This window comes from Nocardioides sp. NPDC087217 (assembly GCF_044744805.1).
Classification (GTDB): domain Bacteria; phylum Actinomycetota; class Actinomycetes; order Propionibacteriales; family Nocardioidaceae; genus Nocardioides.
Map to the genome: position 1 here is coordinate 1405158 of NZ_JBIUZB010000001.1, position 23100 is coordinate 1428257.

Genomic DNA, 23100 nt, shown 5'->3' on the forward strand with positions numbered 1-23100 from the left:
TTGAGTGCGCGATTCGGGGGCGCACGTTTGGCATGCCCAATTCGTTGCACCTTGGCATGAAAATGTCAGTGGCAATATCGTGCAATCCTTTGCCAAGGGCTCTTTACCTCCCTAATGTCGGTCTCATGATCGAGGTACAGGAGATCAAGCTCGACCCGGAGACGCGGCGAGCATGGCGGAACGATGAGGAGCTGACGCTCTCTCGCAAGGAGTTCGACCTGGTTCACGCCCTGATCAAGAGGGCTGGCAATGTCGTCTCCCGTGACGAGTTGATGAGGGACGTGTGGAACGCGACCTTCTACACCTCGTCGAAGACCATCGACGTACACCTGGGATGGGTGCGTCGCAAGCTGGGCGACGACCCCCGGAAGCCCCATCTGATCACCACCTTGCGCGGCAAGGGACTGCGCTTCGAGAAGGCCTGACCTTCGTTCATCTGCCGGGGGTCGGGTTTCGCGGATTGCGTGAGGGGGATCCGCGAAATCGGCCCCGGCGGGGCAGTCTCATTACCCTGTCGTCGTGACCCTCGCACCGACACTTGCGATCATCGGCGGCGGCCAGCTGGCCCGCATGATGGCTCAGCCCGCAATCGCGCTCGGCCTCCCGCTCCGGCTTCTCGCCGAGGGCGAGGGTGTGTCGGCCGCTCAGGTGATCCCCGACCAGTTGGTAGGCGACTACCGCGACCTGGACACGTTGAAGAAGGCCACCGAGGGATGTGAGGTGGTCACGTTCGACCACGAGCACGTCCCGACCGAGCATCTGCATGCGCTCGCGGCCGCCGGGGTAGCTGTCCGCCCCGGCCCGGACGCGCTCGTGCACGCCCAGGACAAGGGCGTCATGCGCGCGCGGCTGACCGAGCTCGGCATCCCGTGCCCGCGCAACGCCATCGTGTCGTCCACCGCAGAGGTCGAGGCGTTCGGTTTCCCGTGCGTCCTCAAGACCACCCGCGGCGGATACGACGGCAAGGGCGTCTGGGTCGTACGCGACGTCGCCGATGTCGCCGAGCCGCTCCGTGTCGCCGAGGAGGCAGGGGTCCAGGTCCTGGCCGAGGAGCTCGTCGACTTCCGCCGGGAGCTCTCCGCGATCGTCGCCCGTTCGCCGAGCGGCCAGGCCGCTGCGTACCCGGTCGTGCACACCTACCAGGAGAACGGCGTCTGCAAGGAGGTCATCGCTCCGGCGCCCGACCTCTCGCCCGAGCTCGCCGTCCAGGGCGAGCAGATCGCGCTGCGCATCGCGGGTGAGCTCGGCGTCGTGGGCATCCTGGCGGTCGAGATGTTCGAGACCGTCGACGGCCGGCTGCTCGTCAACGAGCTCGCCATGCGCCCGCACAACACCGGCCACTGGACCCAGGACGGCGCCGTCACCTCGCAGTTCGAGAACCATCTGCGCGCGGTCATGGACCTGCCTCTGGGCTCTCCCGCTCCCCGCGCGAAGTGGTCGGTGATGGTCAACATCCTCGGCTCGACCCGGGAGAACGTCGGCCGCCTCTACGACGGCTACCCGCACGCCATGGCCCGCGACCCCCACCTCCGCGTCCACCTCTACGGCAAGGAGATGCGCCCGGGTCGCAAGGTCGGGCATGTCAACGTCTACGGCGACGACCTCGACGACTGCCTCGAGCGCGCCCGCCACGCCGCCGACTGGTTCCAGGGCGACCTCGGCAACGACTCCGACTGACCTTCACCCTCGCCGAATCCGCAGTTCTGGGCGCCGAAACTGCACTTCTGGACACCGAGTCGGTAGTTCTGCAAACGCCAGAACTACCGACTCGCTCGCCATAACTGACGATTCGGCGCCCAGAACTGAGGACTCGGCCTCCAGAACTACAGATTCGGCTGGGGTCAGACGCCTAGGCGCTGGCGTTCGGTGGCGACGACGTCGCGGGCGATCTCGGCGTCGGAGGCTTCGGTGGCGAGGGCGGTGACGGCGTCCTCGGGATGCGAGGTCTCGTACGCTTCGGGACTGCTGGCGGCGGTGGCGCTGACCCGGGCGAAGTCGTCGAAGAGTTCGGCCTTGGCGGCGAGGATGTCGTGGATGCGCTGGTCGACGCCGACCTCGGAGAGCAGGCGGTGGACCTGGACGGACTGGAGCTGGCCCATCCGGCGGGCACGGGCGATGGCCTGCCACTCGATGGTCGGCTTGAGCTGTGGCTCGCAGATGACGACGACGCTGGCCGACTGGATGTTGAGGCCTACGCCGCCGGCGACGATCTGGGTGACCAGCACGGCACCATGTCCCGCGGCCGAGAACTCGTCGACCATCTGCTGCCGCTCCTCGGCGGGCACCGACCCGGTGAGCGGGCCGAAGACCTCACCCGGCAGGAGCGTGACCAGGTCGTCGAGGACTTTCCTGAAGTGGGAGAACACGATCACGCGGCGGCCGTTCTCCTCGGCCTCGCCGACGATCTCGACCAGCCGCTCGACCTTCGCCGACGACGTGCCCTGGAGCATGGCGGCCTGGCGCATGGCCATGAAGTTGCCGTCGCGGACACAGTCGGCGTACGCCCTCTCGTCGGCGACGGAGAGGGGCAGCCAGTCCTCGACCTCGACGAGGTCGGGCAGCTCGGTGAGCACGTCCTCCTGGTTGCGGCGCAGGTAGACCGGGGCGACCTGCTTGCGGAACCGGTGGGGGTTGAACTCGTCGGCGGAGAGCAGCAGGTCGGGGCGGAGATAGGAGACCAGGTTGCGGAACTCGTCGATGCGGTTCTCCATCGGCGTGCCGGTGAGCAGGATGGCGCGGTCGGAGGCGTCCAGCACCCGGCGTACGCGTTCGGTGCGCTGGGTGCGCGGAGACTTGATCATGTGCGCCTCGTCGACCACGACGCAGGCGACCTTGACCTGGTCGAGGAACGGCTGGATCGCGTTGAGCGTCTCGTAGGTGGTCACCGCGACGCCGCCCTGCTCGACCCAGATCTTGGCGGCCTTCAGGCGGCGGTTGCCGTGGAGACGGTGGGGGACGAGGGTCGTCTTCGAGTCGGTCTCGCGCACCCAGTTGGTGACCACGGCGGCCGGACAGACGACCAGCGTGTGGGACGCGCCCATCGCGTGCAGATGAGCGAGCACGGCCAGCGACTGGAGCGTCTTGCCGAGCCCCATCTCGTCGCCGATGATGACCTTCATCTGCACCAGCGCGAAGCGGACGCCGAAATGCTGGTAGCCGCGCAGCGACGCGGTCAGGTTGTTGGTGCGCAGCTCCTGGGCCCGCACCGCCTCGATGATCTCGGCCGACAGGTCACCGTGGATCTTGTCCTCGTCCTCGGTGAGGAAGCCGAGCTCGGAGAGCATTGCGTAGTAGTCGGCGGGCCGCTTCTCGAAGTCCTCCCACGGGTCGGCCGGGCGGTTGCCCGGACGCACCCGGCGGGCCATCTCGGCTCGGTGAGCGATCGCCCGTAGCGCGCCCTGGAAGTCATCGAGGCTGGCCGCATTGGCCAGGATCAGATGGAACCGCGCACCACTGTCCAGAGACCGGATCAGCGGCCGCAGCGACTGGACCAGGGCGAGCTCCGCCCCCGCGTCCTTCGTACGCCGCCCGGCCTCCCACTCCGCCAGCCGCGCGAGCAGCCTGGTGGCCGCCGGGGTGCGACGCTCGTGGTCGATCGCGAGCGGCATCTCGTCGTAGGTGCGCTGCCACAGCGCCTGCGCCGCCTCCTGCATCCGCATCGCGGTGGCCGGACCGACGCCGGGGAGCTGTCGCAGATCAGAGGCGGGATGGATGACCTCGTGGACGGTATTGATCCCGGCCTCGAGGAGGGCTTCGACGCGTACGAGATCGGCGAGCTCGTCGACCGGCAGCGACCTGACCGCCGTGTCGGTGTCCGCGCTCCTGACCGCGTTGGCCGCGTCGGTCGCGGCTCGGCGCGCGGGCTCCTCGGAGCGCCTGGCCTCGTTGAGCGCCTCGCCCTCGTTGCGCAGCACGAGGACGCCCTTGCGCGGAGCCAGCACCGCCTCCGAGCCCAGGTCGGAGAGCGCCTCGAGGAGACCGACGCTCGGCAGCAGCGCCTCCCGGATCCGTACCCGGCGCCGGGCCGGGAGCCTGGTCAGCTGGTCGAGCCGCTCGGGCGCATGGATCTCGCTCGCGCGCTGGTGCAGCTCGAGCACCTGTCTGCCGGCCAGCTCGGCCTCCTCGCGGCGGCTCCCGCGCACCAGCAGGCGACGCGCACCGGAAGCCTTCTTGGCCTTCGCCACGTCGTCCGCGGCGGCGACGAGCGAGTCGACGAGCTCCTGGGTGGTCTCCTCGACCGGCTCGAGCGCGTGACATCGCGCGATCGCGGCCAGGCGCGGCCCGTCGCTCCGGTCCAGGGCGATGCTGCGCCAGGCCACCTGCGCCGCGCGCTTCAGCTCGGCCGCGCTCGCCCGGTAGTGGTCGACCGCCTCGGCCGCCTCCTGCTCGATCTCGGCCCGAGCGCGGGTCGCCGACGCCGCCTGCCGGGACCAGGACGCGACCTGCCGCACCCGGGACGGCAGCGCCTTGCGCTCCGCCTTGGTCAGCCCGGTGAACCGCTCGACCGCGGTCGGGTTCGGGCGCGCGGTGACGACGACGTCGGTGCTCGTAGCTGGATCCATCTGCCTTTGTGGGGTCGTGGGGGCGTACAGGACGGCGTCGGATGACCTTAGCGGGCGGCACCGACAGGTAGATGACGGACAGAGGTCGGCCCGGTGACACGAGGCAGCCCGGTCGGCGCATAGCCTGTCCCCATGAGTGCGCGCGTGGGGATCGTGATGGGGTCCGACTCCGACTGGCCGACGATGAAGGCAGCGGCCGAGCTGCTGGACGAGTTCGGGATCGAGTGGGAGGCCGATGTGAAGTCGGCCCACCGGATGCCGCAGGAGATGCTCGACTACGGCCGTGAGGCGGCCGGTCGCGGCCTCTCGGTGATCATCGCCGGCGCCGGCGGTGCCGCCGCGCTTCCGGGCATGCTCGCCTCGGTCACTCCGCTGCCCGTCATCGGCGTCCCGGTGCCGCTGAAGTACCTCGACGGCCTCGACTCGCTGATGTCGATCGTTCAGATGCCGGGTGGCATCCCGGTGGCCACGGTCGCCATCGGCAACGCCAAGAACGCCGGCATCCTCGCCGCCCGCATCCTCGGCGTCGCCGACCCTGAGCTGCAGCAGAAGCTGGTGGCGTACGAGAAGTCGCTCGCCGAACTGGCGGCCGCCAAGGGCGAGGTCGTCCGCAACGCCACCTCCTGAGGCTCAGGGCAGGAGCGAAAGCCCCTTGACCAGCTTGTCGATGATCCGGCGAGGGCCGAAGAGGCTGACCGCGCAGTAGGACAGATCAGCGCCGCGATTGTTCCCGACGGCGAACAGGTAGTCGTCGTACACCCTCGTGTGCTGCGCCTGGGTCGGCATGTCGATCACCGCGACCCCTGGCTGGGCGACCGCCTGACGACGCAGATCGGTCAGCCGCTGGGCCGGCGCGCCCAGCACCGTACAGCCGATCCAGGGCAGGCCCGGGTGCGTCGAGTCGTCGGCGTCGACCGCGTCCTCGCCTAGGAGGCCGACCGTACGCTGCGTGGTCGCCCCCGCGACGCAGACGGCCGCGTTCACCGCGCGGCCGGCGGGAAGGGCCTGGTCGACGACGACCACCCACTTGAAGGGCACGTCCCGCGTGCTGGCGGACTGGTCGATCTCGTCGGGTGCGAACCCGATCCTGGCTTCCTCGACACCTGTGCTCATCGCTCTGACTCCTTGTCATTCGCCAACTGATTCGAGGACAAGTCTTGAGAATGTCAGGAGTGAGCGCAATCAGGCCGGTCATTGTCAGGAAGATTGGCTAGTCTGGCGTGCATGGATGAAGTCGACCGTCAGATTCTGGCCGCCTGGACGATGGATGCACGGCGGAGCCTCCGGGACATCGCCGCAGAAGTCGGCGTCTCGGCGACCACCGTGCACGACCGCGCGCGGGCGATGCAGCGCCGCGGGCTCATCCGCGGGGCGTACCTCGACCTCGATCTACGCCAGATCGACCGGGGCGTGCAGGCGCTCGTCGCCGTGCGGATCCGACCGCCCTCGCGCGCCAACATCGAGTCCTTCCGCGACTGGGTCGGCGCGCTCCCGGAGGCCGTCGGTGTCTTCGTCACCTCCGGCCGGATGGACTTCATCGTCCATGTCGCGGTCGCCGACAACGACGCGCTCTACGCGTTCGTCATCGACCGGCTCACCTCGCGGGCCGAGATCGCCGATGTGGAGACCTCGGTGATCTACGAGCACCTGCGGACGATGACGTTCGAGCCCTAGCCTTACGCCCGCGCGCCGGCCCTGGCGCGCTCGAACCAGATCTTGCTCGGGCAGGTGTCCATGACCATCGGCACTCCGGCCGCGGTGGTGCGCTCGAAGGCGGACTCATCGACCACGCCCATCTGGAACCACACGCCGCCGGCGCCGATCGCCACGGCCTCGTCGGCGAACTGGCCGGCGGCCTCGGAGCGGCGGAAGACGTCGACGACATCGATCTTCCCGACGGCTGCAGCGGCGTCGGCCAGGGTCGCATAGACCTTCTCGCCGAGCACCTCCTTGCCCTCGGCGGCTGCGCCGGGGTGGATCGGGATGATCCGCTTGCCGTGCTGCTGGAGCTCCTGGGCGATCGAGTAGGCAGTACGCCACGGATCGCCTGAGAGGCCGACCACCGCCCAGGTCTCGGAGTCGTCGAGGAGCTTGTCGATGGTGTCCTGGTCGAGCCACGCAACGGTCATGTAGCGCACAACAACAACGAGGGTCGGTGGATTCCGTGGCCCACCGACTTACTGGCGAGTAGCAAACAGGCATAGACTCCGGGACATGAGTGCCGAGTACCCGTTGTTCGCCCTCTCCGAGGAGCACCAGGAGATCCGCAAGGCCATCCGCGAGATCTGTGACGCGAAGATCGCTCCGGCCGCGGCTGCGGTCGACGAGGAGGCTCGCTACCCGCAGGAGGCGCACGACGCGTTGGTCGAGACCGAGTTCTTCGCGCCGCATGTGCCGGAGGCGTATGGCGGTGTGGGTGCCGACGCGCTCGCGACGGTCCTGGTGATCGAGGAGATCGCTCGTGCGGACGTCTCGGCCTCTCTGATTCCCGCCGTGAACAAGCTCGGCTCGCTGCCGGTGCAGATCGGTGGCTCGGAGGAGCTGAAGAAGAAGTACCTCGGCAAGCTCGCCGCTGGTGAGGGCAACTTCTCGTACTGTCTCTCGGAGCCCGACGCGGGCTCGGACGCGGCCAACCAGAAGACCCGGGCCGTACGCGACGGCGACTTCTGGGTGCTCAACGGAGTCAAGCGCTGGATCACCAACGCCGGCGTCTCGGAGTACTACACCGTGCTCGCGGTGACCGACCCGGAGAAGCGCTCCAAGGGGATCTCCGCCTTCGTGGTGGAGAAGTCGGATGAGGGGGTTTCCTTCGGTGCCCCGGAGAAGAAGCTCGGCATCAAGGGCTCTCCGACGCGCGAGGTCTACTTCGACAACGTGCGCATCCCCGCGGACCGTCTCATCGGCGAGGAGGGCAAGGGCTTCACCTACGCCATGCAGACCCTCGACCACACCCGGATCACCATCGCCGCGCAGGCCGTCGGTGTGGCTCAGGGTGCGCTGGACTATGCGTTGGGCTACATCAAGGAGCGCAAGCAGTTCGGCAAGGCGATCGCGGAGTTCCAGGGTGTGGAGTTCATGGTCGCCGACATGGGCATGAAGATCGAGGCTGCCCGCCAGCTCACCTACGCGGCCGCGGGTCGTTCCGAACGGGGCGACAAGGACCTGACCTTCTTCGGTGCCGCGGCCAAGGCGTTCGCGTCCGATGTCGCGATGCAGGTCACCACCGACGCCGTCCAGCTGCTGGGTGGCTACGGGTTCACCCGCGACTACCCGGTCGAGCGGATGATGCGCGACGCCAAGATCACCCAGATCTACGAGGGCACCAACCAGGTCCAGCGCATCGTCATGGCCCGCCAGCTCCTCGCCGGCATCCAGTCGACCCTGTGACCGGACTTCGGCTCCGCGAGTGGGAGGAGTCGGACGCGGAGGTTCTGCTCGCTGCGTACGCAGGCGCCGGGATGGAGACCGAGCGGCCGGCGGACGTGGTCACGGTCGAGGATGCCGAGCGGCTGATCGCCGGATGGGCTGAGGACGCGGTCGCGGACCGGGCCTACACCTTTGCCGTCGTCGACGGCGCCGACCTCCTCGGGCAGATGCGGGTCACCACCCACATGCGGGTCCACAGCATCGGCTGGATCTCCTACTGGACCCTCGAGAAGCACCGTGGGCGAGGTGTCGGCAGCACCGGCCTGAAGCTGCTGGCCAGGCACTGCTTCGACGAGCTCGACCTCTTCCGCCTCGAGACCGGCCACCGCCTCGACAACCCCGGGTCGTGCCGTGTCGCCACCGCCGCCGGCTTCCTCGTCGAGGGCCGAGAACGCCAGAAGCTGCTCTACGACGGCGTCCGCTACGACACCGAGACCCACGCCCGGCTGGCCACCGACCCCACCTGACGGGCGTACGTCGGCGAGACGTCACCCCGGTCGGGCGAGACGTCACTCCGGCGAATCGAGATGTCCTCTTGGTGGCATCTCGGCCGACGTACATAACTCTCGGTCGACGGGGCTGACGCCTCGGCCGACGTACGTGACGCCTCGGCCGACGTACGTGACGCCTCGACCGGCGGGGGTGACGCCTCGGCGGTCAGTCTTGGACACGGCCGCGGAGCTGCTTGGTCTGGCCGCGCTGGCGCTTGGCGTCGAGGCGGCGCTCCTTGGAGCCGCGGGTGGGCTTGGTGGGGCGGCGGGTGGGAGGTGGCGGGGCGAGGAGCTCGCGGATGCGGTCGGCGAGGCGCTCGCGGGCTGCTACCCGGTTGCGGTGCTGGGAGCGCTGCTCGTGGGAGACGACGACGAGCGGCCCCGAGGAGCGGGCGAGGAGGCGGGCGAGCTGGCGCTCGTCGAGGGCGGATGACGCGGCGGGGTCCCAGGAGAGCTCGACGCGGGAGTCGGTGGTGTTGACCGACTGCCCGCCGGGACCGGGGGAGCGGGAGAAGCGTTCGACCAGCTCGGTGTCGGGGATGACGAGACCCTCGGGCAGCCCAGGGCCCGGTGGTACCCGAAGATCCTTCACTCGAAGAACCCTAGTCCGCGGGGCTACCGAGCGGCCGGCCCGGTCGAGTCGCGCACCACGAGCTCGGCGGGGACCCGCTGCCGCCGGGCGCGTGAGCCGGGCTCCTTCAGCGCCAGCGTCAGCGCCCGGGCGCCCATCTCGGCCATCGGCAGGCGCACGGTGGTGAGTCCGGGGGAGAGGTCCTGGGCGACGGCGACGTCGTCGAACCCACTGACCGAGACCTGGCCCGGCACCGAGACCCCGGAGCTGCGCAGCTGGGAGAGACACCCGATGGCCATGTCGTCGTTGAGGGCGATGACAGCCGTCGTACGCGGGTGGTCGGCGAGCATCCGGCGGATGCACTCGCGTCCGCCCTCGCGGGTGAACGGCCCCTCGAGGACGGGTACATCGCCGGCGTCGAGCCCCGCCGCCTCGAGCGCGTCGCGCACCCCCTCGAGCCGGTCGGCGACGGTGGTCAGCTCCAGGGTGCCCGAGACGACCACGATGCGCCGGTGGCCCAGGCCGAGGATGTGCTCGGCGACGGCGCGACCGCCGGGACGGTTGTCGGGCAGCACGCTGTCGACCCCGAGGTGATGCCGACCGACGACGGCGACCCGACCGCCCGCCTCTGCATAGCGCTGCACCTCGAACCGCATCGGCGCCTCGACCGAGGCGTCCACGAAGCCCGACCCCGCGATCAGGATCGCGCCGACGCGGTTGGCCACCAGGCTGCGTACCTGCTCGACCTCGGCCTCGGGGTCGCGGCCGGTGTGGCAGATCTGGACGGTGCGCCCGTGTTCGGCGGCGAGGCTGAGCACGCCGCTGGCGATCTCGGAGAAGTAGGGGTCGCCGATCTCGTGTACGACGAGCCCGATGGTCGCGGTCGATCCGCTGGCGAGCGAGCGGGCATGGAGATTGGCGACATAGCCGAGCTCGCGTGCCGCCTGGCGGACCTTCTCGGCCACCGAGTCGCTGACACCGGGGGTTCCGGAGAGCGCGCGGGAGGCGGTTGCGATCGAGACGCCGGATGCATGGGCGACGTCGATCAGGCGGGGGGAGCGGTTGGTTCGGACCATCGATGCCCCTTGTCGTCAGGAATGTGACTCTTGCCACACTAAGCGAGAGTCGGTAACGTCATCGTAAACGCTTACGTAAGCGCTTTCGTAGAGGAGACCCGCAGATGCGCTTCACGAAGACCCCCACCGCGAGCAAGCGGTCCAGAGCAAGAGCAACCCTGGCCGCCGCGGCGGCCGTGACTCTCGCCTCCACCCTCGCCGCCTGTGGCGCCGCCGAGGAAGGAGGCGGCGACGACGAGATCGTGATCGGCATCTCGCTGCCCCTGACCGGCGACTTCAGCGAGCCCGGCAAGGGCATCCAGCGCGGATACGAGGCCTGGGCCGAATACGTCAACGCCAACGGCGGCCTGCTCGGCCGCGACGTACGACTGGAGATGCTCGACGACCAGTCCAGCGCCGAGCGTGTCGCCGCCGACTACGAGAAGCTGATCAACCAGGAGCAGGTCGACCTGGTCGTCGGTCCGTTCTCCACCCGCCTGGTGATCCCGGCCGCCCAGGTCGCCCAGGACTACGGCTACCTCTTCGTCGAGCCGGCCGGCGCGGCGCCCGAGGTCTTCGAGGAGGGCTTCGAGAACCTCTTCTACGCCGCGCCCGCGGTCGCCGACGACCACTACAAGCTCCTCGCCGAGCACATCCTGGCGATGCCGGAGGCCGAGCGACCCAAGACCGCGGCGTACGCCTCGATGGACGACCCGTTCGCCCAGGGCACCGCCTACGGCCTCAAGGAGGCTTTGGAGGAGGGCGGCGTCAAGACCGTCGTGGACGAGGTCTACCCGCCCAACACCACCGACTTCAGCAGCATCGCGGCCAAGATCGCCGACAGCAAGGCCGACATGGTCGTGGGCGGCAGCCAGTACCAGGACGGTGTGAACCTGATCGTCGCGCTGCAGCAGCTCAACTATCAGCCCAAGCTGGCCGCGTTCTCGACGGCACCGACCGAGACCGAGTTCGCCGAGGCGATCGGCGACAAGACGCAGGGCATCATCGCGCCGACCGGCTACACCACGAAGGCGGACTACCCCGAGAACCAGGAGTTCGTGAAGTTCTACGAGGAGAAGCACGGCGAGGCGCCCGGTGAGGACGAGGCCAACGCCTGGACCACGGGCCAGGTCGTCGCGGCCGCGGTCGAGGCGGTCGAGTGTGCCGAGCCCGACCCCGACTGCCAGTCCAAGCTGATCGACTGGCTGCACGAGAACGAGGTCGAGACCGTCGTCGGGCCGCTGAGCTGGGACGACAAGGGTCGCCCGCAGAGCGCCCACATGATCCAGCAGTGGGTGGACGGCGAGATCAAGATCGTCCTGCCCGAGGACCAGGCCGAGGCCGAGTTCATCTACCCGAAGCCGGCGTGGTGAGCGCATGTCGATGTCGCTTCTCCTGCAGAGCCTGATCCTGGGGCTGCTGCTCGGAGGCCTCTATGCCCTGCTCGCCGCCGGCCTGACGCTCTACTTCGGCGTCATGCGGGTCGTGATGATCGCCCACTCCGCGTTCCTGATCCTGGCTGCGTACCTGGCCTGGTTCTTCACCACGCAGACCGGGCTCGACCCGCTGCTCTCGCTGATCATCACCGTGCCGCTCTTCTTCGCGGCCGGCTATGGGATGCAGCGGGCGCTGCTCTCCCGGCTGCGGCCGGCGACGCTGACGATGATGTCGGTGCTGCTGACCTTCGCGATCGCCCTGATCATCGAGGGTGGCCTCGGCTACCTCTTCTCCGGCACCCAGCGGCGGATACAGCTCGGCTACTCCAGCGCGAGCCTCGAGCTGTGGGGAGCGCGGATCGCGGTGGTCAAGCTGGTCGCCTTCGGGCTGGCCGCGGTCTCGCTCCTGGCGCTCTACCTGCTGCTCAAGAAGACCCGCTTCGGCCAGGCGCTGCGGGCCACGATCCAGCACCGTGAGGCCGCCCAGCTGCTCGGCATCGACACCGACCGGATCGCCGGCTTCGGATTCGGGCTCGGCCTGGCGACCGCGGCGGTCGGTGGCACCGCGCTCGCGCTCGACGCCACCATCTATCCCTCGCTGCACTGGCACTGGATCGGACCGCTGATGGCGATCATCGTGATCGGCGGCCTCGGCAGCATCCCCGGTGCCGCGGTCGCGGCGATGGTCCTCGGCGTGACCCAGAGCCTGCTGCAGATCCCGATGGGCACCACGTGGGCGCAGACGGTCTTCTACCTCGCCCTCTTCGCCACCCTCATGTTCCGCCCCCAGGGATTCTTCGGAGGTCGTCTTGCTCAGCGCTTCTAGACACCGAGAAAGCCGTACGTCCTCGGGCCGCTCCGTCCTGGTGACGAAGCTCGTCGCGGCCGCCGTCGCACTGGGCCTCGTGCTCGCCTTCCCGGCGCTCGCCCCGGACCCGTTCATCCTGTCGGTGGGCGTGGTGATCGCCAGCTACGCCGCGCTCGCGGTGGCGTGGAACTTCGTCGGCGGGCTGACCGGCTACATCTCGCTGGGACACGCCGCCTACTCCGGGCTGGGCGGCTACGGCACCGCGCTGCTGATCACCGAGGCCGGGGTGAACCCGTGGGTCTCGATGGTCGTCGCGGCCGTACTCGTGGGCCTGGCGGCGGTGCCGATCGGGATCGCGTCGCTGCGGGTCCGCGGCGCCTCGTTCGTGATCGTCTCGATCGCCCTGGTGCTCATCCTGCTGCTGGTCGCGCAGAGCTGGTCAGACGTGACCGGCGGGTCCAACGGGCTGCGGGTGCCGCGGCCGTTCGGCACCGACGTACTCCGGCCCGAGCAGCACGAGCGGTTCTTCTACCTGTTCGTGGCGCTGACCCTGGTCGCCCTGGTGCTGTGGTGGGTGATCGACCGGTCGCGGCTCGGCACCGGGCTCAAGGCGATCCGGGAGGACGAGGACAAGGCCCAGGCGCTGGGCGTGCCGACGTTCGCCTACAAGCTGGTCGTCTTCGTCGTCTCGGCGTTCATGACCGCGATGGCGGGCGGGATGTACGCCCTCTGGTTCGGCTCGCTCGACCCGATCTTCCAGTTCTCCATCCTGACCGGTTCCTACCTGGTGCTGATGTCGCTCCTGGGCGGCGTACGCAGCCTGCTCGGTCCGGTCGTCGGCGCGGTGATCGTGGGCTATGCGGTCGAGTTCTTCAAGAACCAGTACGGCGATACCCAGCTGCACCTGGTCGCGCTCGGGCTGCTGCTCGCGCTGGTCGTGCTCTTCATGCCCGACGGGGTCATCCCCTGGCTGACCGCGCAGTTCGACCGATTCCGCCCCGGCGGCACCTCGATCCGCGAGGTGGACGCAGCCCAGCTGGCCGAGGAGCGCAAGGCGCTCGAGGAGGCGAAACGATGACCGAACTGATCAAGCACTTTCTGGAGACCGACGGACTGACCAAGGCGTTCGGCGGCGTACGCGCCGTGGACGACGCCACGGTCAGCTTCCAGGAGGGCAAGATCAACGCCCTGATCGGCCCGAACGGCTCGGGCAAGACCACCTTCTTCAACTGTGTGACCGGGATGATCCGGCCCGACTCGGGCACGGTGACCTACCAGGGTCGCGACGTGACCGGCCACGCACCTCACCGGATCGCGCGGGCCGGGCTCGGGCGCAGCTTCCAGCTGTGCCGGATCTTCCCGCGGATGACGGTGCTCGACAACGTGCTCGCCGGGGTCCGCTCGACCGGGCTGGTCCACCGGCTGCGCGGGGCCCACAACCCCGACGACATCGCCCGGGCGCGGGAGCTGCTGGCCCGGGTCGGCATCGAGCACCTCGAGCGCAGCGAGGCCCGCGACATCTCCTACGGGCAGCAGAAGCTGCTCGAGCTCGCCGGAGTGCTGATGGCCGAGCCCGAGACGATCATGCTCGACGAGCCCGCCGGCGGTGTGAACCCGGCGCTGATCGGCCGGATCGCCACGCTGGTGCGCGAGCTCAACGCCGAGGGCCGCACCTTCGTCATCGTCGAGCACAACATGGAGCTGGTGATGAGCCTCTCCGACCACGTCGTGGTCTTCGACCGCGGCCGCCCGATCGCCTCCGGTGCGCCGGCGGACGTGCAGAACGACCCACGAGTCCTGGAGGCCTACCTTGGTGTCTGAACCTCTTCTCGAGCTGCGCGACATCGAGGCCGGCTACGGCCGTGCGGCGCTGGTGCTGCGAGGCCTCACCGTCACCGTTCCCGCAGGTCAGATCGTCTGTCTGGTCGGTCCGAACGGAGCCGGCAAGTCCACGGTGCTCAAGGTCGCCAGCGGCATGCTGACGCCACGCTCGGGGACCATCACCGTCGACGGCGTCGACGTCACCCGCAACGGGCCGCAGCAGATGCTTCGCGCGGGCATGGCCCACGTCCTCCAGGGTCACTCCGTCTTCAAGGAGATGACCGTGGCCGAGAACGTCGGCCTGGGCGCCTACACGGTGCGTGACGCGGCCGCGATCCAGGAGCGGACCGACTTCGTGAAGACCCTCTTCCCGGTCGTCGCCGAGCGGTGGAACGCACTCGCCGGCGCGCTCTCGGGCGGTCAGCAGAAGCAGGTCGAGTTCGCCCGCTCGCTGATGGTGAGCCCGAAGGTGGTGCTGCTCGACGAACCCAGCATGGGCCTGGACCCGAAGACCACGGCCACCGTGTTCGAGCAGGTCGTACGCATGCGAGACGCCGGTCTGGCGGTCCTGCTCGTCGAGCAGAACGCCCGGCGGGCCCTGGAGTCGGCGGACCTGGGGTGCGTACTCGATCTGGGGAAGGTGCACATCGCAGGCGCCGCAGCCGACCTGCTCGCCGATCCGCGCATGGCCGAGCTCTATCTCGGGGGAGCCGCAACAACCTCAGCAGGGACCACCGACGGTTCCGATTAGGGGAAGGGAAAGCAACCATGAGATGGAACAGGAGATCGACGCTGAACCGAATGGTGGGGCGAGGCGTACGCGCCGGTGTGGTCGCCCTCGCAGTGGCCCTGGCCGCTCCGCTCGCCGGAGCCCAGGCCCATACGACCGAAGGACCCGGTCTGACCGTGGTCAAGCCCAGGGCGAGCCTCGCTGACTGGGATCCGGTGACCGAGGAGAAATGGGCGTTCGAGGACGGCCAGGTGATCCTGACCGAGCCTGGGACGGCACAGCCCGGCCCACGACGCCCCTTCGAGTACGCCGTGGTGACCAAGGGGCCCGAGCTCGGCTCGCTGACCTACCGCGCCGAGGTCCGCATCGACGAGGCCGTCACGGTCACCAACCGCGACGTGATCCTGGTCTGGAACTACCAGTCCCCGACGCGCTTCTACTACGCCCACCTCTCGACCGACAACACCATCTACCCCCACAACGGCATCTTCGTGGTCAACGACGCCGACCGGCTGCGCATCGACCACCAGTGGAACGGCACCGTCGGCGCAGCGCCGTCGATCACCGACGCCGAGTGGCACGACGTACGTCTCGACTACAACGCCCGCACGGGCGCGACCGCGGTCTACCTCGACGGCGCCGACGAGCCCCGGATGACCGCCACCGACACCACCTTCACCGGAGGCCGGTTCGGCTTCGGTTCCTTCGACAACTTCGGGCGCATCCGTGACGTCACCGTCGCGGGGCTCCGTCATCGCTGAACCTCGGTAAGGAGAGAACACACCCATGGGAACCTCACGTCTATGGGGCGGTCTCGCGGTGGGCGCCATGCTCGCCGCGCTACTCACCCCCACGCTCTCTGCCAACGCCGCCATCCCCGGCAGCGAGCCCGTCCCCGACCCCATCCCCGAACAGCCCCTGCGCAGCAGCCTCGGTCTCGTGCTCCAGGAGGTCACTCAGCTTCCCAAGACCGAGCCCTACCCCGCCCCCACCGACCAGCGCCTGGTCCGCCACAACCGCATCAACTTCATCGGCGAGGTCCCTGACGGCTCGGGCCGGATGTACGTCCCCGACCTCAACGGGCCGATGTATCTGCTCGAGGGCGGGCAGCAGCACGTGTACCTGAACCTTCGTGATCACTTCGTCGACTTCTGGTCCGGTGCCGGTCTCGGCAGTGGCGCCGGGTTCATCACGTTCCACCCGGAGTTCGAGACGAACGGGCTCTTCTACACCACCCACACCGAGCGCTTCGGCGCCTTCGCCAAGACGCCCACCTTCCCGTCGCAGACCAACCCCGGCTCCGGGCGCACGGTCAGCGTCGTCACCGAGTGGGACGCCACCGACCCCGCGGCCGACACCTTCGAGGGCACCAGCCGTGAGGTGATGCGGATCGACTTCGCCGGTCAGATCCACGCCATCCAGCAGATCGACTTCAACCCGACCGCCAGGCCCGGCGACGAGGACTACGGGCTGCTCTACATCGCCTCGGGCGACGGCGGCAACGGCGTCCGGAGCGACGACCCGCAGAACCTCGGCAACCCGTTCGGCAAGATCCTGCGGATCGACCCGCTCGCCCGCGACGGCCGCAACGGGGCGTACGGGGTCCCGGACAGCAACCCGTTCGTCGACCGGGAGGGCGCGATCGGCGAGATCTGGGCGTACGGCATGCGCGACCCGCACCGGTTCTCGTGGGACGTCGAGAAGGGCACCTTCCTGCTCGGCCACATCGGCCAGCACGCGATCGAGGGCGTCTACGACGTGAAGGCCGGGGACAACCTCGGCTGGAGCGAGATCGAGGGCCGGCTCCTCTACGACAACACCGACGAGTGTGCCCTCTACACCGTCCCCGACGACTACGACATGTCCGGCTTCACCCTTCCGGTGGCCTCCTTCGACCACGACCCGCCGGCCAACTACTCCTGCACCTCCGACAGCGGCCACGCCGTCAGCGGCGGTGTCGTCTATCGCGGCCGGTTCGACGACCTGAAGGGCAAGTACGTCTTCGGCGACCTGGTCAACGGCGAGGTCTACTGGACCGACTCCCGGCAGATGCGGCGGGGGAGCAGCCGTGAGGCGACCCTGCACCAGATGCAGCTCTTCGACACCTCCGGCAAGCGGCTCTCGATGCAGGACTTCGTCGACCATCCGCGCGTCGACCTGCGCTTCGGCACCGACTCCCGCCGCAACCTCTACCTGCTGGCCAAGGCCAACGGGAAGATCTGGAAGGTGGTGAACACCGTGCAGCGGCCGTGGCCGAGCGAGGTCGTGCCGTCGCTGCGTGAGGACCTGGTCAGCTACTACGACTTCGAGCACCCCTTCGCGCCGGGAGCGCGTGAGGAGGACCAGGGCTTCTCGCGGACCCTGCTCAACCAGGTCAACGGTGGCAACGCAATGCAGGTGACGGACTCGGCGTACCGGACCAGCAACAACGCCCTGCAGACCCAGCAGGTCGACCCGGAGGTCAACGGCAACGACGACTGGAAGGCGGGAACGTTCAACGAGAACGGGGTCGCGTCCCTGGCGCCTTTCGCGGGAGCCGAGCAGATCACCGTGGCCGGCTGGTTCAAGGTCGACATGGACGGGCCGGCACTCAACTCGGTGACCGCCGATCCGACCGACCGGTTCAACGCGATCGGGCTGGCCGGGGTGCTCTCGGGCAACTCCGACGGCCATGGCGTACGTGCCCTGCTCGAGCTCATCAACGTCAACGGCACCCTGCGCCTGGTCGCGCTGGGACGCCGGCTCGACGAGGGGGCCTCCCAGACCTTCGCCGCCTCGGCGGACTGGCAGACCCTGCTGCCACGAGGTCAGTGGGTGCACCTGGCGGCGACGTTCGACTACACCACGGGCAAGATGGCGCTCTACCGCAACGGCAAGGCCGTCGAAGGGTTCTACACGACCGCCGGTGACCCGTGGCAGGTCGACGGCACCGGCACCTCCGACACGTTGCCGCGCGGCTACAAGGTCGGCGGATCCTTCCCTCAGGACACCGTCGAGCGGAACCCGTGCAACTGCCGGATGGACTCGCTGATGTTCCTCGACCGGGCGATCACGCCCGACGAGGCGCGAGCCCAGTATCAGCGGTTCGTCAACGGCCGCTGAGCCGGTGAGGGTCCACGGCTCGGTTCAGCGAACCGGGCCGTGGACCTCGCTGCGTAGCCGGGCCATGGTGGCGTCGAGGTCGGCCGCGGTGCGGGCGGCGGCGCCGAGCTCGTCGCGCAGGGTCGTGGGGACGGTGCCGTCGTACTTGTAGTAGATCGAGTGCTCGACGCTGGCCCAGAAGTCCATCGCGATCGTGCGGATCTGCAGCTCGACCGGCACGTCCACCGCCCGGTCGGAGAGGTAGACCGGCACCTTGATGATCAGGTGGAGGCTGCGGTAGCCGTTGGCCTTCGGGTCGGCGATGTAGTCCTCGACCTCGACCACGTCGACATCGGACTGGCTGCCCAGCATCTCCATGATCCAGTAGACGTCGGAGACGAACGGACACACCACCCGGATCCCGGCGATGTCGCGGATCTGCTCCTCGAGTGCCTCGAGGGTGAGCGGGCAGCCGATCTTGCGGGCCTTGGCGAGGAGGCTGTCGGGCGTCTTGAGCCGGGTGCGTACGTGCTCGATCGGGCTGTGATCGTGGGTGTGCTCGAACTCCTCGCGCAAGATCGCGATCTTGGTCGAGACCTCGTCGATCGCGAACTTGTAGCGCATCCGGAACCTGGCCAGATCGCGCGCCATCTCGTCGCTGCTCGCCTCGACGAGATCGACCAACCCGTTGATCGGGTTGTCGTCGACTGTTGTCATTGTCCCCCCTCGTGAACGAGACCTATCTTTGCAGGCTTCGGCAAGGCGACGGCCCGGTGCCCGGCATGAGACCGGGGCGAGCGGCCCGGTGCTCACCAGGTCTTCCGACCCTCTCCTGGACACCGAGGTGCACCTGGTCGAGGGCGCCCGATACAGTGACACCCCTCGGGGGATGAATACCCCTCGGGGGATACAGGTCTATTCGGGTTGCCTACGAGTAAGGACACTTCCCCCACATGCGCATTCTGCTGCTCGTCTCCGCGTTCAACGGCCTGACCCAGCGGGTCTGGTGCGATCTGAAAGAGGGTGGCCACGACGTCGGCGTCGTGCTGGCACCTGTTCATGACGACTCGTCCCTGGTTGCGGCCGTCGAGGCGATCGACCCCGAGCTGATCCTGTGCCCGTTCCTCAAGCACCGGGTGCCGGAGGCGGTCTGGGGTCGTTATCGAACGGTGGTGATCCACCCGGGCCCGGTCGGTGACCGGGGCCCGTCCTCGCTCGACCACGCCACCCTCGATGGGCGTTCGCGTTGGGGCGTCACGGCGCTGTCGGCCGTCGAGGAGATGGACGCCGGCCCGGTCTGGGCGACCGAGACCTTCGCGATGCCCGAGGTCCCGATCGCGAAGAGCGCGCTCTACAACGGCCCGGTCGCCGATGCCGCGATGGACTGCGTCACGGAGGTCCTCCGGATGGTCGCCGCGGGGGAGGCTCCGAAGCCTGCCGAGGAGTGGGCTGCTGAGGTCGAGGGCACCGGTGAGCTGCCGCTGCTGCGCCGCACGGCCTTCGAGATCGACTGGTCCGCGCCGGCCACCGAGATCGCTCGGCGGATCGCGGCGGCCGATGGTGCCCCGGGTGCGCCGGCGACCGTCGATGGGAAGGCGTACTGCCTCTTCGACGCCGCCACGACGCCTGAGGACCATGGCGACGTGGAGCCGGGCACCGTGGTCGGGGTCGACACCGACGCGGTCGCGATCGCCACCGGCGAGGGCACCCTGTGGGTCGGCTACGCCGCCACGCTCGAGAAGAAGCGCGGCCCCAAGCTCCCAGCCGCCTGGGTGCTCGACGCCGGGCACGCGCCCTACCGGCGGATGCCGGATGCGCTGGCCGAGACGACCTACGAGCGCGACGGGGACGTCGGCTATCTCACCCTCCGCTCCTACAGCGGCGCGATGTATACCCAGCAGTGCCGCCGGATGACCGATGCCGTGCGCAAGGCGCTCATCGAGGACACCAGGGTCCTGGTCGTACGCGGCACCGAGCACGCCTTCTCCAACGGCATCCACCTCGGCGTGATCGAGGCGGCGCCGGACCCGGCGGCCGAGGCCTGGGACAACATCCGCGCCATCGATGAGCTCTGCCTGGCGATCGCCGAGGCCGAGCAGCTGACCATCGCCGCGTTCACCGCCAATGCCGGAGCCGGCGGGGTGATGGCCGGCCTCTGCGCCGACATCACGGTCGCGCGCGCCGGTGTGGTGCTGAACCCCTACTACGACATGGGCATCTTCGGCTCGGAGCTGCACACCTGGGGCCTGCCGAGCCGGGTCGGCGCGGAGAAGGCCGACGAGCTGCTCGGCGCGAAGCTGCCGATCTCTGCGGCCGAGGCCGCGCGGATCGACATGGTCAGCGATCTCGGTCCGCGTGACGCGGCGGAGTTCGACGGCTGGCTGCGCAACCTGGCGCAGAGCGTCGCCGAGGCTGGGGCGTACGTCCCGGCCCTGGCGGCCCGCGAGGCACGCCGCGCCTCTGCGATGCCGATGTCCTACTACCAGAGCATCGAGCTGGCCGAGATGGCTCGCGACATCTTCGACGACCGCTTCGGGTTCGCCGCGAAGCGGAAGGCGTTCGTCACCAAGGCCGCGCCCACCGAGACGCCGTCGAAGATCCGGTTCTGACCGGTTGACAAACTAGAACGTGTTCCACCAACCTGGTGGTGTGTGACCTGACTCACACGCCACCAGGAGGAGCACGTGACCCAGGCGCCCCCGCCGCCCGAGATGACCTTCCAGCGATCGGGCCGCGACCCTGCGGCGATCGGAGCGAGGCTGGAGCAGTGGCTGGCCACGGCGCTACCGCCCGGGGCTCATCCCGAGGTCGCCATCATCGGGGGCATCGATGCCAACGGGCTCTCCAGCGAGACCGTCCTGCTCGACGTCACCTCGACCGTCGACGGAGAGAGGCAGACGAAGGCGTACGTCCTGCGGGTGGCGCCCCGCCCCGAGGACATCCCGGTCTTCGCGACCTATGACCTGCAGGCGCAGTATGACGCGATGCGGCTGGCCGGCTCGCTGTCTCCGGTGCCGGTCCCTGAGGTCGGCCTCGCTGAGATGAGCGGCGCGGTCCTCGGCACGCCGTTCTTCCTGATGGAGCGGGTCGAGGGGGTCGTCCCGCCCGACGTGATGCCCTACAACTTCGGCGACAGCTGGCTCTTCGACGCCTCGCCCTCGGACCGCGCGGCGCTGCAGAGGCGTTCGGTCGAGGTGCTCGCCGGACTCCACTCGATCCCCGACGCCGCCTCGCGGTTCGCCTTCCTCGATCCCGCCGCGGCCGGTCATTCCGGCGAGACGCTGATCGCCCGCAACCTCGCCAAGACCCGGGCCTGGTACGCCTTCGCCTCCACCGCCGAGGAAGGGGGCGGCCGCTCGCCGCTGGTCGAGCGAGGTCTGGCCTGGCTCGAGGCACACCTTCCCGACACTGGCCTCTCCGAAGATGGCGGCGAGCCCGTCCTGTCCTGGGGCGACGCGCGGATCGGCAACATCATCTACCGCGACTTCGCGCCGGTGGCGGTCCTCGACTGGGAGATGGTCAGTCTCGGGCCCCGCGAGATGGACGTGACCTGGATGATCTTCGCCCACCGCATCTTCGAGGACCTGGCCTCGATGCTGGAGCTGCCGGGGATGCCCGGCTTCCTCACTGCCGACGAGGTCCGGACGACCTATGCCGCGGCGAGCGGTGTCGAGCTCGGCGACCTGACCTGGCACGAGGTCCACGCGGCGGTCATGTGGGGGATCATCTACCTGCGGATCGCGGCGCGCCAGATCCACTTCGGTGAGATCGAGGCGCCCGAGGACCCGGAGTCGGTGCTCTACCACCGGGCGATGTTCGCGGCGATGCTGGACGTGGTCGGGGCATGAGCGGGTCTCATGGGGAGTATGTCGGCGTCGGCCCGCTCGATGAATATCCGATCCACCAGCTTCCGCGCCCGGTGGCCTGGGCGGGGAGCAGCGACCGCAACTTCTACGACCGCTGCTACCTCAACGCCCACGACCGCACCGGCGACCTCTTCCTCATCTCCGGGATGGGGTTCTATCCCAACCTCGGCACCAAGGATGCGTACGTCCTGCTCCGCCGTGGCGACGAGCAGACCGCCGTGCACCTGGGCGACGGCGCCGACCCGCGGGGTGGCGACCGGCTGGAGCAGCGGGTCGGGGCGTACCGGATCGAGGTCTCGGAGCCGCTGCGGAAGCTCCGGCTGGTGATGGAGGAGACCCACGGGATCGCCCTGGACCTGCGGTGGGAGGGCTCGTTCGAGGTGGTCCAGGAGCAGCCGCACGTGATGCGCCAGGGTGCGGGGACAGTGCTCGACGCGCAGCGGTTCGCGCAGGTCGGGACCTGGGAGGGGGTGATCGAGGTCGACGGCGAGTCGATCGCCGTCGACCGCGATCGCTGGATCGGCACCCGCGACCGCTCCTGGGGGATCCGTCCCTCCGGCGAGGCGCTGCCGCCGGGCAGGCCCGCGGAGCCGGCGTTCGACGGGATGTGGTGGCTCTATCTGCCACTGCGGTTCGACGACTTCGCCGTCGTGCTGATCATCCAGGAGACGCCGGACGGTCATCGCACCCTCAACGACTGCACCCGCACCTTCGCCGACGGGCGGGTCGAGCAGCTCGGCTGGCCGCACGTCCGGATCCGTTACCAGGACGGGACGCGGCTCCCGGAGGGCGCGACGATCACGTGCACGACTCCGGCGGGGAAGCCGCTGGTGCTCGAGGTCTCCTCGCTGCTGGGGGTGCCGATCCATGTCGGTGGCGGCTACGGCGGCGACTCCGACTGGTCCCACGGGGTCTGGAAGGGCGCGGGGTTCACCGAGCGGTTGACCTACGACATGAAGTCGCCCGACGTCGCCGGCCGGGTGCCGTTCGGGGTGATCGACCACGTCGGGCGCGCGGTCGCGCACGGTCCGGGTGCCGATGGGGTCGAGGGCTGGGGGCTCTTCGAGCACGGGATCCTCGGTCGTCACGATCCTTCCGGGTTCACCGACTGGTTCGACCGCGTCTGACCCACCCCGCCGAGACGTCGCCCCCCCGTCGGCCGAGACGTCGCTCCGGTCGGCCGAGATGGCACTCGCGCGCCATCTCGGCCGACGTAAGTGACGTCTCGGCCTGCGTACCTGACGTCTCGGCGG

22 protein-coding genes are annotated in these 23100 nt (G+C 69.1%); 16 read left to right on the plus strand and 6 right to left on the minus strand.

Annotated features, from left to right (window positions below; translation table 11 throughout):
- Nucleotides 1-125 precede the first annotated feature (125 nt).
- Nucleotides 126-425 carry a winged helix-turn-helix domain-containing protein gene (locus ACIO3S_RS06865; protein ID WP_229788189.1) on the plus strand — a complete coding sequence of 100 codons (300 nt, stop codon included), beginning with the start codon at nucleotides 126-128 and terminating at the stop codon, nucleotides 423-425.
- Between the two features lie 94 nt (nucleotides 426-519).
- The gene (locus ACIO3S_RS06870; protein ID WP_400460841.1) at nucleotides 520-1677 is read left to right on the plus strand and encodes a 5-(carboxyamino)imidazole ribonucleotide synthase; all 1158 of its coding nucleotides are present in this window, start codon (nucleotides 520-522) and stop codon (nucleotides 1675-1677) included.
- Nucleotides 1678-1841: 164 nt separating this feature from the next.
- Here the strand turns inward: ACIO3S_RS06870 and ACIO3S_RS06875 are convergent, their stop codons facing one another.
- On the minus strand, nucleotides 1842-4562 hold the full coding sequence (locus ACIO3S_RS06875; RefSeq protein ID WP_400460843.1) for a DEAD/DEAH box helicase: 2721 nt from the start codon (nucleotides 4560-4562) through the stop codon (nucleotides 1842-1844).
- Between the two features lie 132 nt (nucleotides 4563-4694).
- Between ACIO3S_RS06875 and purE the strand changes: the two genes are divergently transcribed.
- On the plus strand, nucleotides 4695-5189 hold the full coding sequence (gene purE / locus ACIO3S_RS06880; protein WP_141805921.1) for a 5-(carboxyamino)imidazole ribonucleotide mutase: 495 nt from the start codon (nucleotides 4695-4697) through the stop codon (nucleotides 5187-5189).
- Between the two features lie 3 nt (nucleotides 5190-5192).
- Here the strand turns inward: purE and ACIO3S_RS06885 are convergent, their stop codons facing one another.
- Nucleotides 5193-5675: a DUF2000 domain-containing protein gene (locus ACIO3S_RS06885; protein WP_400460846.1), complete on the minus strand. Its 483-nt coding sequence runs from the start codon at nucleotides 5673-5675 to the stop codon at nucleotides 5193-5195.
- Nucleotides 5676-5786: 111 nt separating this feature from the next.
- Between ACIO3S_RS06885 and ACIO3S_RS06890 the strand changes: the two genes are divergently transcribed.
- On the plus strand, nucleotides 5787-6236 hold the full coding sequence (locus ACIO3S_RS06890) for an Lrp/AsnC family transcriptional regulator (protein ID WP_160025110.1): 450 nt from the start codon (nucleotides 5787-5789) through the stop codon (nucleotides 6234-6236).
- A gap of 2 nt (nucleotides 6237-6238) precedes the next feature.
- Here ACIO3S_RS06890 and ACIO3S_RS06895 read toward each other — a convergent pair whose 3' ends face one another.
- Nucleotides 6239-6691 (minus strand): CoA-binding protein, encoded by a 453-nt coding sequence (locus ACIO3S_RS06895; protein WP_160025109.1) that lies wholly within the window; start codon nucleotides 6689-6691, stop codon nucleotides 6239-6241.
- 85 nt (nucleotides 6692-6776) lie between these two features.
- Here ACIO3S_RS06895 and ACIO3S_RS06900 point away from each other — a divergent pair, with 85 nt between their 5' ends.
- Both ACIO3S_RS06900 and ACIO3S_RS06905 read left to right on the plus strand, forming a co-directional pair.
- Nucleotides 6777-7949, plus strand: coding sequence for an acyl-CoA dehydrogenase family protein (locus ACIO3S_RS06900; protein ID WP_378826292.1), 1173 nt, complete (start codon nucleotides 6777-6779; stop codon nucleotides 7947-7949).
- The gene (locus tag ACIO3S_RS06905) at nucleotides 7946-8455 is read left to right on the plus strand and encodes a GNAT family N-acetyltransferase (RefSeq protein ID WP_400460849.1); all 510 of its coding nucleotides are present in this window, start codon (nucleotides 7946-7948) and stop codon (nucleotides 8453-8455) included. The genes ACIO3S_RS06900 and ACIO3S_RS06905 overlap by 4 nt, the downstream gene beginning before the upstream one ends.
- Before the next feature lie 190 nt (nucleotides 8456-8645).
- Here ACIO3S_RS06905 and arfB read toward each other — a convergent pair whose 3' ends face one another.
- Both arfB and ACIO3S_RS06915 read right to left on the minus strand, forming a co-directional pair.
- Complete coding sequence (arfB, locus tag ACIO3S_RS06910; RefSeq protein ID WP_400460851.1) at nucleotides 8646-9071, minus strand: alternative ribosome rescue aminoacyl-tRNA hydrolase ArfB; 426 nt, start codon at nucleotides 9069-9071, stop codon at nucleotides 8646-8648.
- A 23-nt stretch (nucleotides 9072-9094) separates the two neighbouring features.
- On the minus strand, nucleotides 9095-10126 hold the full coding sequence (locus ACIO3S_RS06915; protein ID WP_378826203.1) for a LacI family DNA-binding transcriptional regulator: 1032 nt from the start codon (nucleotides 10124-10126) through the stop codon (nucleotides 9095-9097).
- A 104-nt stretch (nucleotides 10127-10230) separates the two neighbouring features.
- Here ACIO3S_RS06915 and ACIO3S_RS06920 point away from each other — a divergent pair, with 104 nt between their 5' ends.
- The 7 genes from ACIO3S_RS06920 to ACIO3S_RS06950 are packed head-to-tail and all read left to right on the plus strand — an operon-like array spanning nucleotide 10231 to nucleotide 18002.
- The gene (locus tag ACIO3S_RS06920) at nucleotides 10231-11478 is read left to right on the plus strand and encodes an amino acid ABC transporter substrate-binding protein (RefSeq protein ID WP_400460853.1); all 1248 of its coding nucleotides are present in this window, start codon (nucleotides 10231-10233) and stop codon (nucleotides 11476-11478) included.
- 4 nt (nucleotides 11479-11482) lie between these two features.
- A complete protein-coding gene (locus tag ACIO3S_RS06925; protein ID WP_400460855.1) occupies nucleotides 11483-12367 on the plus strand; it encodes a branched-chain amino acid ABC transporter permease in 885 nt (294 codons plus the stop codon).
- A 40-nt stretch (nucleotides 12368-12407) separates the two neighbouring features.
- Nucleotides 12408-13427, plus strand: a complete 1020-nt coding sequence (locus ACIO3S_RS06930; RefSeq protein WP_160025103.1) for a branched-chain amino acid ABC transporter permease — start codon at nucleotides 12408-12410, stop codon at nucleotides 13425-13427.
- Nucleotides 13424-14170: an ABC transporter ATP-binding protein gene (locus tag ACIO3S_RS06935; RefSeq protein WP_400460858.1), complete on the plus strand. Its 747-nt coding sequence runs from the start codon at nucleotides 13424-13426 to the stop codon at nucleotides 14168-14170. The genes ACIO3S_RS06930 and ACIO3S_RS06935 overlap by 4 nt, the downstream gene beginning before the upstream one ends.
- On the plus strand, nucleotides 14163-14921 hold the full coding sequence (locus ACIO3S_RS06940) for an ABC transporter ATP-binding protein (RefSeq protein ID WP_400460860.1): 759 nt from the start codon (nucleotides 14163-14165) through the stop codon (nucleotides 14919-14921). The genes ACIO3S_RS06935 and ACIO3S_RS06940 overlap by 8 nt, the downstream gene beginning before the upstream one ends.
- Nucleotides 14922-14971: 50 nt before the next feature.
- Entirely contained in the window at nucleotides 14972-15661 is a 690-nt protein-coding gene (locus ACIO3S_RS06945; protein WP_400460862.1) for a hypothetical protein, read from the plus strand.
- Nucleotides 15662-15686: 25 nt separating this feature from the next.
- Complete coding sequence (locus ACIO3S_RS06950; protein ID WP_400460864.1) at nucleotides 15687-18002, plus strand: PQQ-dependent sugar dehydrogenase; 2316 nt, start codon at nucleotides 15687-15689, stop codon at nucleotides 18000-18002.
- Nucleotides 18003-18026: 24 nt separating this feature from the next.
- On the opposite strand, the gene ACIO3S_RS06955 is transcribed toward ACIO3S_RS06950, so the two are convergent.
- A complete protein-coding gene (locus ACIO3S_RS06955) occupies nucleotides 18027-18698 on the minus strand; it encodes a GTP pyrophosphokinase family protein (RefSeq protein WP_400460866.1) in 672 nt (223 codons plus the stop codon).
- A gap of 236 nt (nucleotides 18699-18934) precedes the next feature.
- On the opposite strand from ACIO3S_RS06955, the gene ACIO3S_RS06960 reads away from it, so the two are divergent.
- The 3 genes from ACIO3S_RS06960 to ACIO3S_RS06970 all read left to right on the plus strand — a co-directional run bounded on the left by ACIO3S_RS06960 (nucleotide 18935) and on the right by ACIO3S_RS06970 (nucleotide 22974).
- Nucleotides 18935-20590, plus strand: coding sequence for an enoyl-CoA hydratase-related protein (locus ACIO3S_RS06960; RefSeq protein WP_400460868.1), 1656 nt, complete (start codon nucleotides 18935-18937; stop codon nucleotides 20588-20590).
- Between the two features lie 75 nt (nucleotides 20591-20665).
- Nucleotides 20666-21829, plus strand: a complete 1164-nt coding sequence (locus ACIO3S_RS06965) for a phosphotransferase family protein (RefSeq protein ID WP_400460870.1) — start codon at nucleotides 20666-20668, stop codon at nucleotides 21827-21829.
- A complete protein-coding gene (locus ACIO3S_RS06970) occupies nucleotides 21826-22974 on the plus strand; it encodes a hypothetical protein (protein WP_400460872.1) in 1149 nt (382 codons plus the stop codon). The genes ACIO3S_RS06965 and ACIO3S_RS06970 overlap by 4 nt, the downstream gene beginning before the upstream one ends.
- Nucleotides 22975-23100 lie beyond the last annotated feature (126 nt).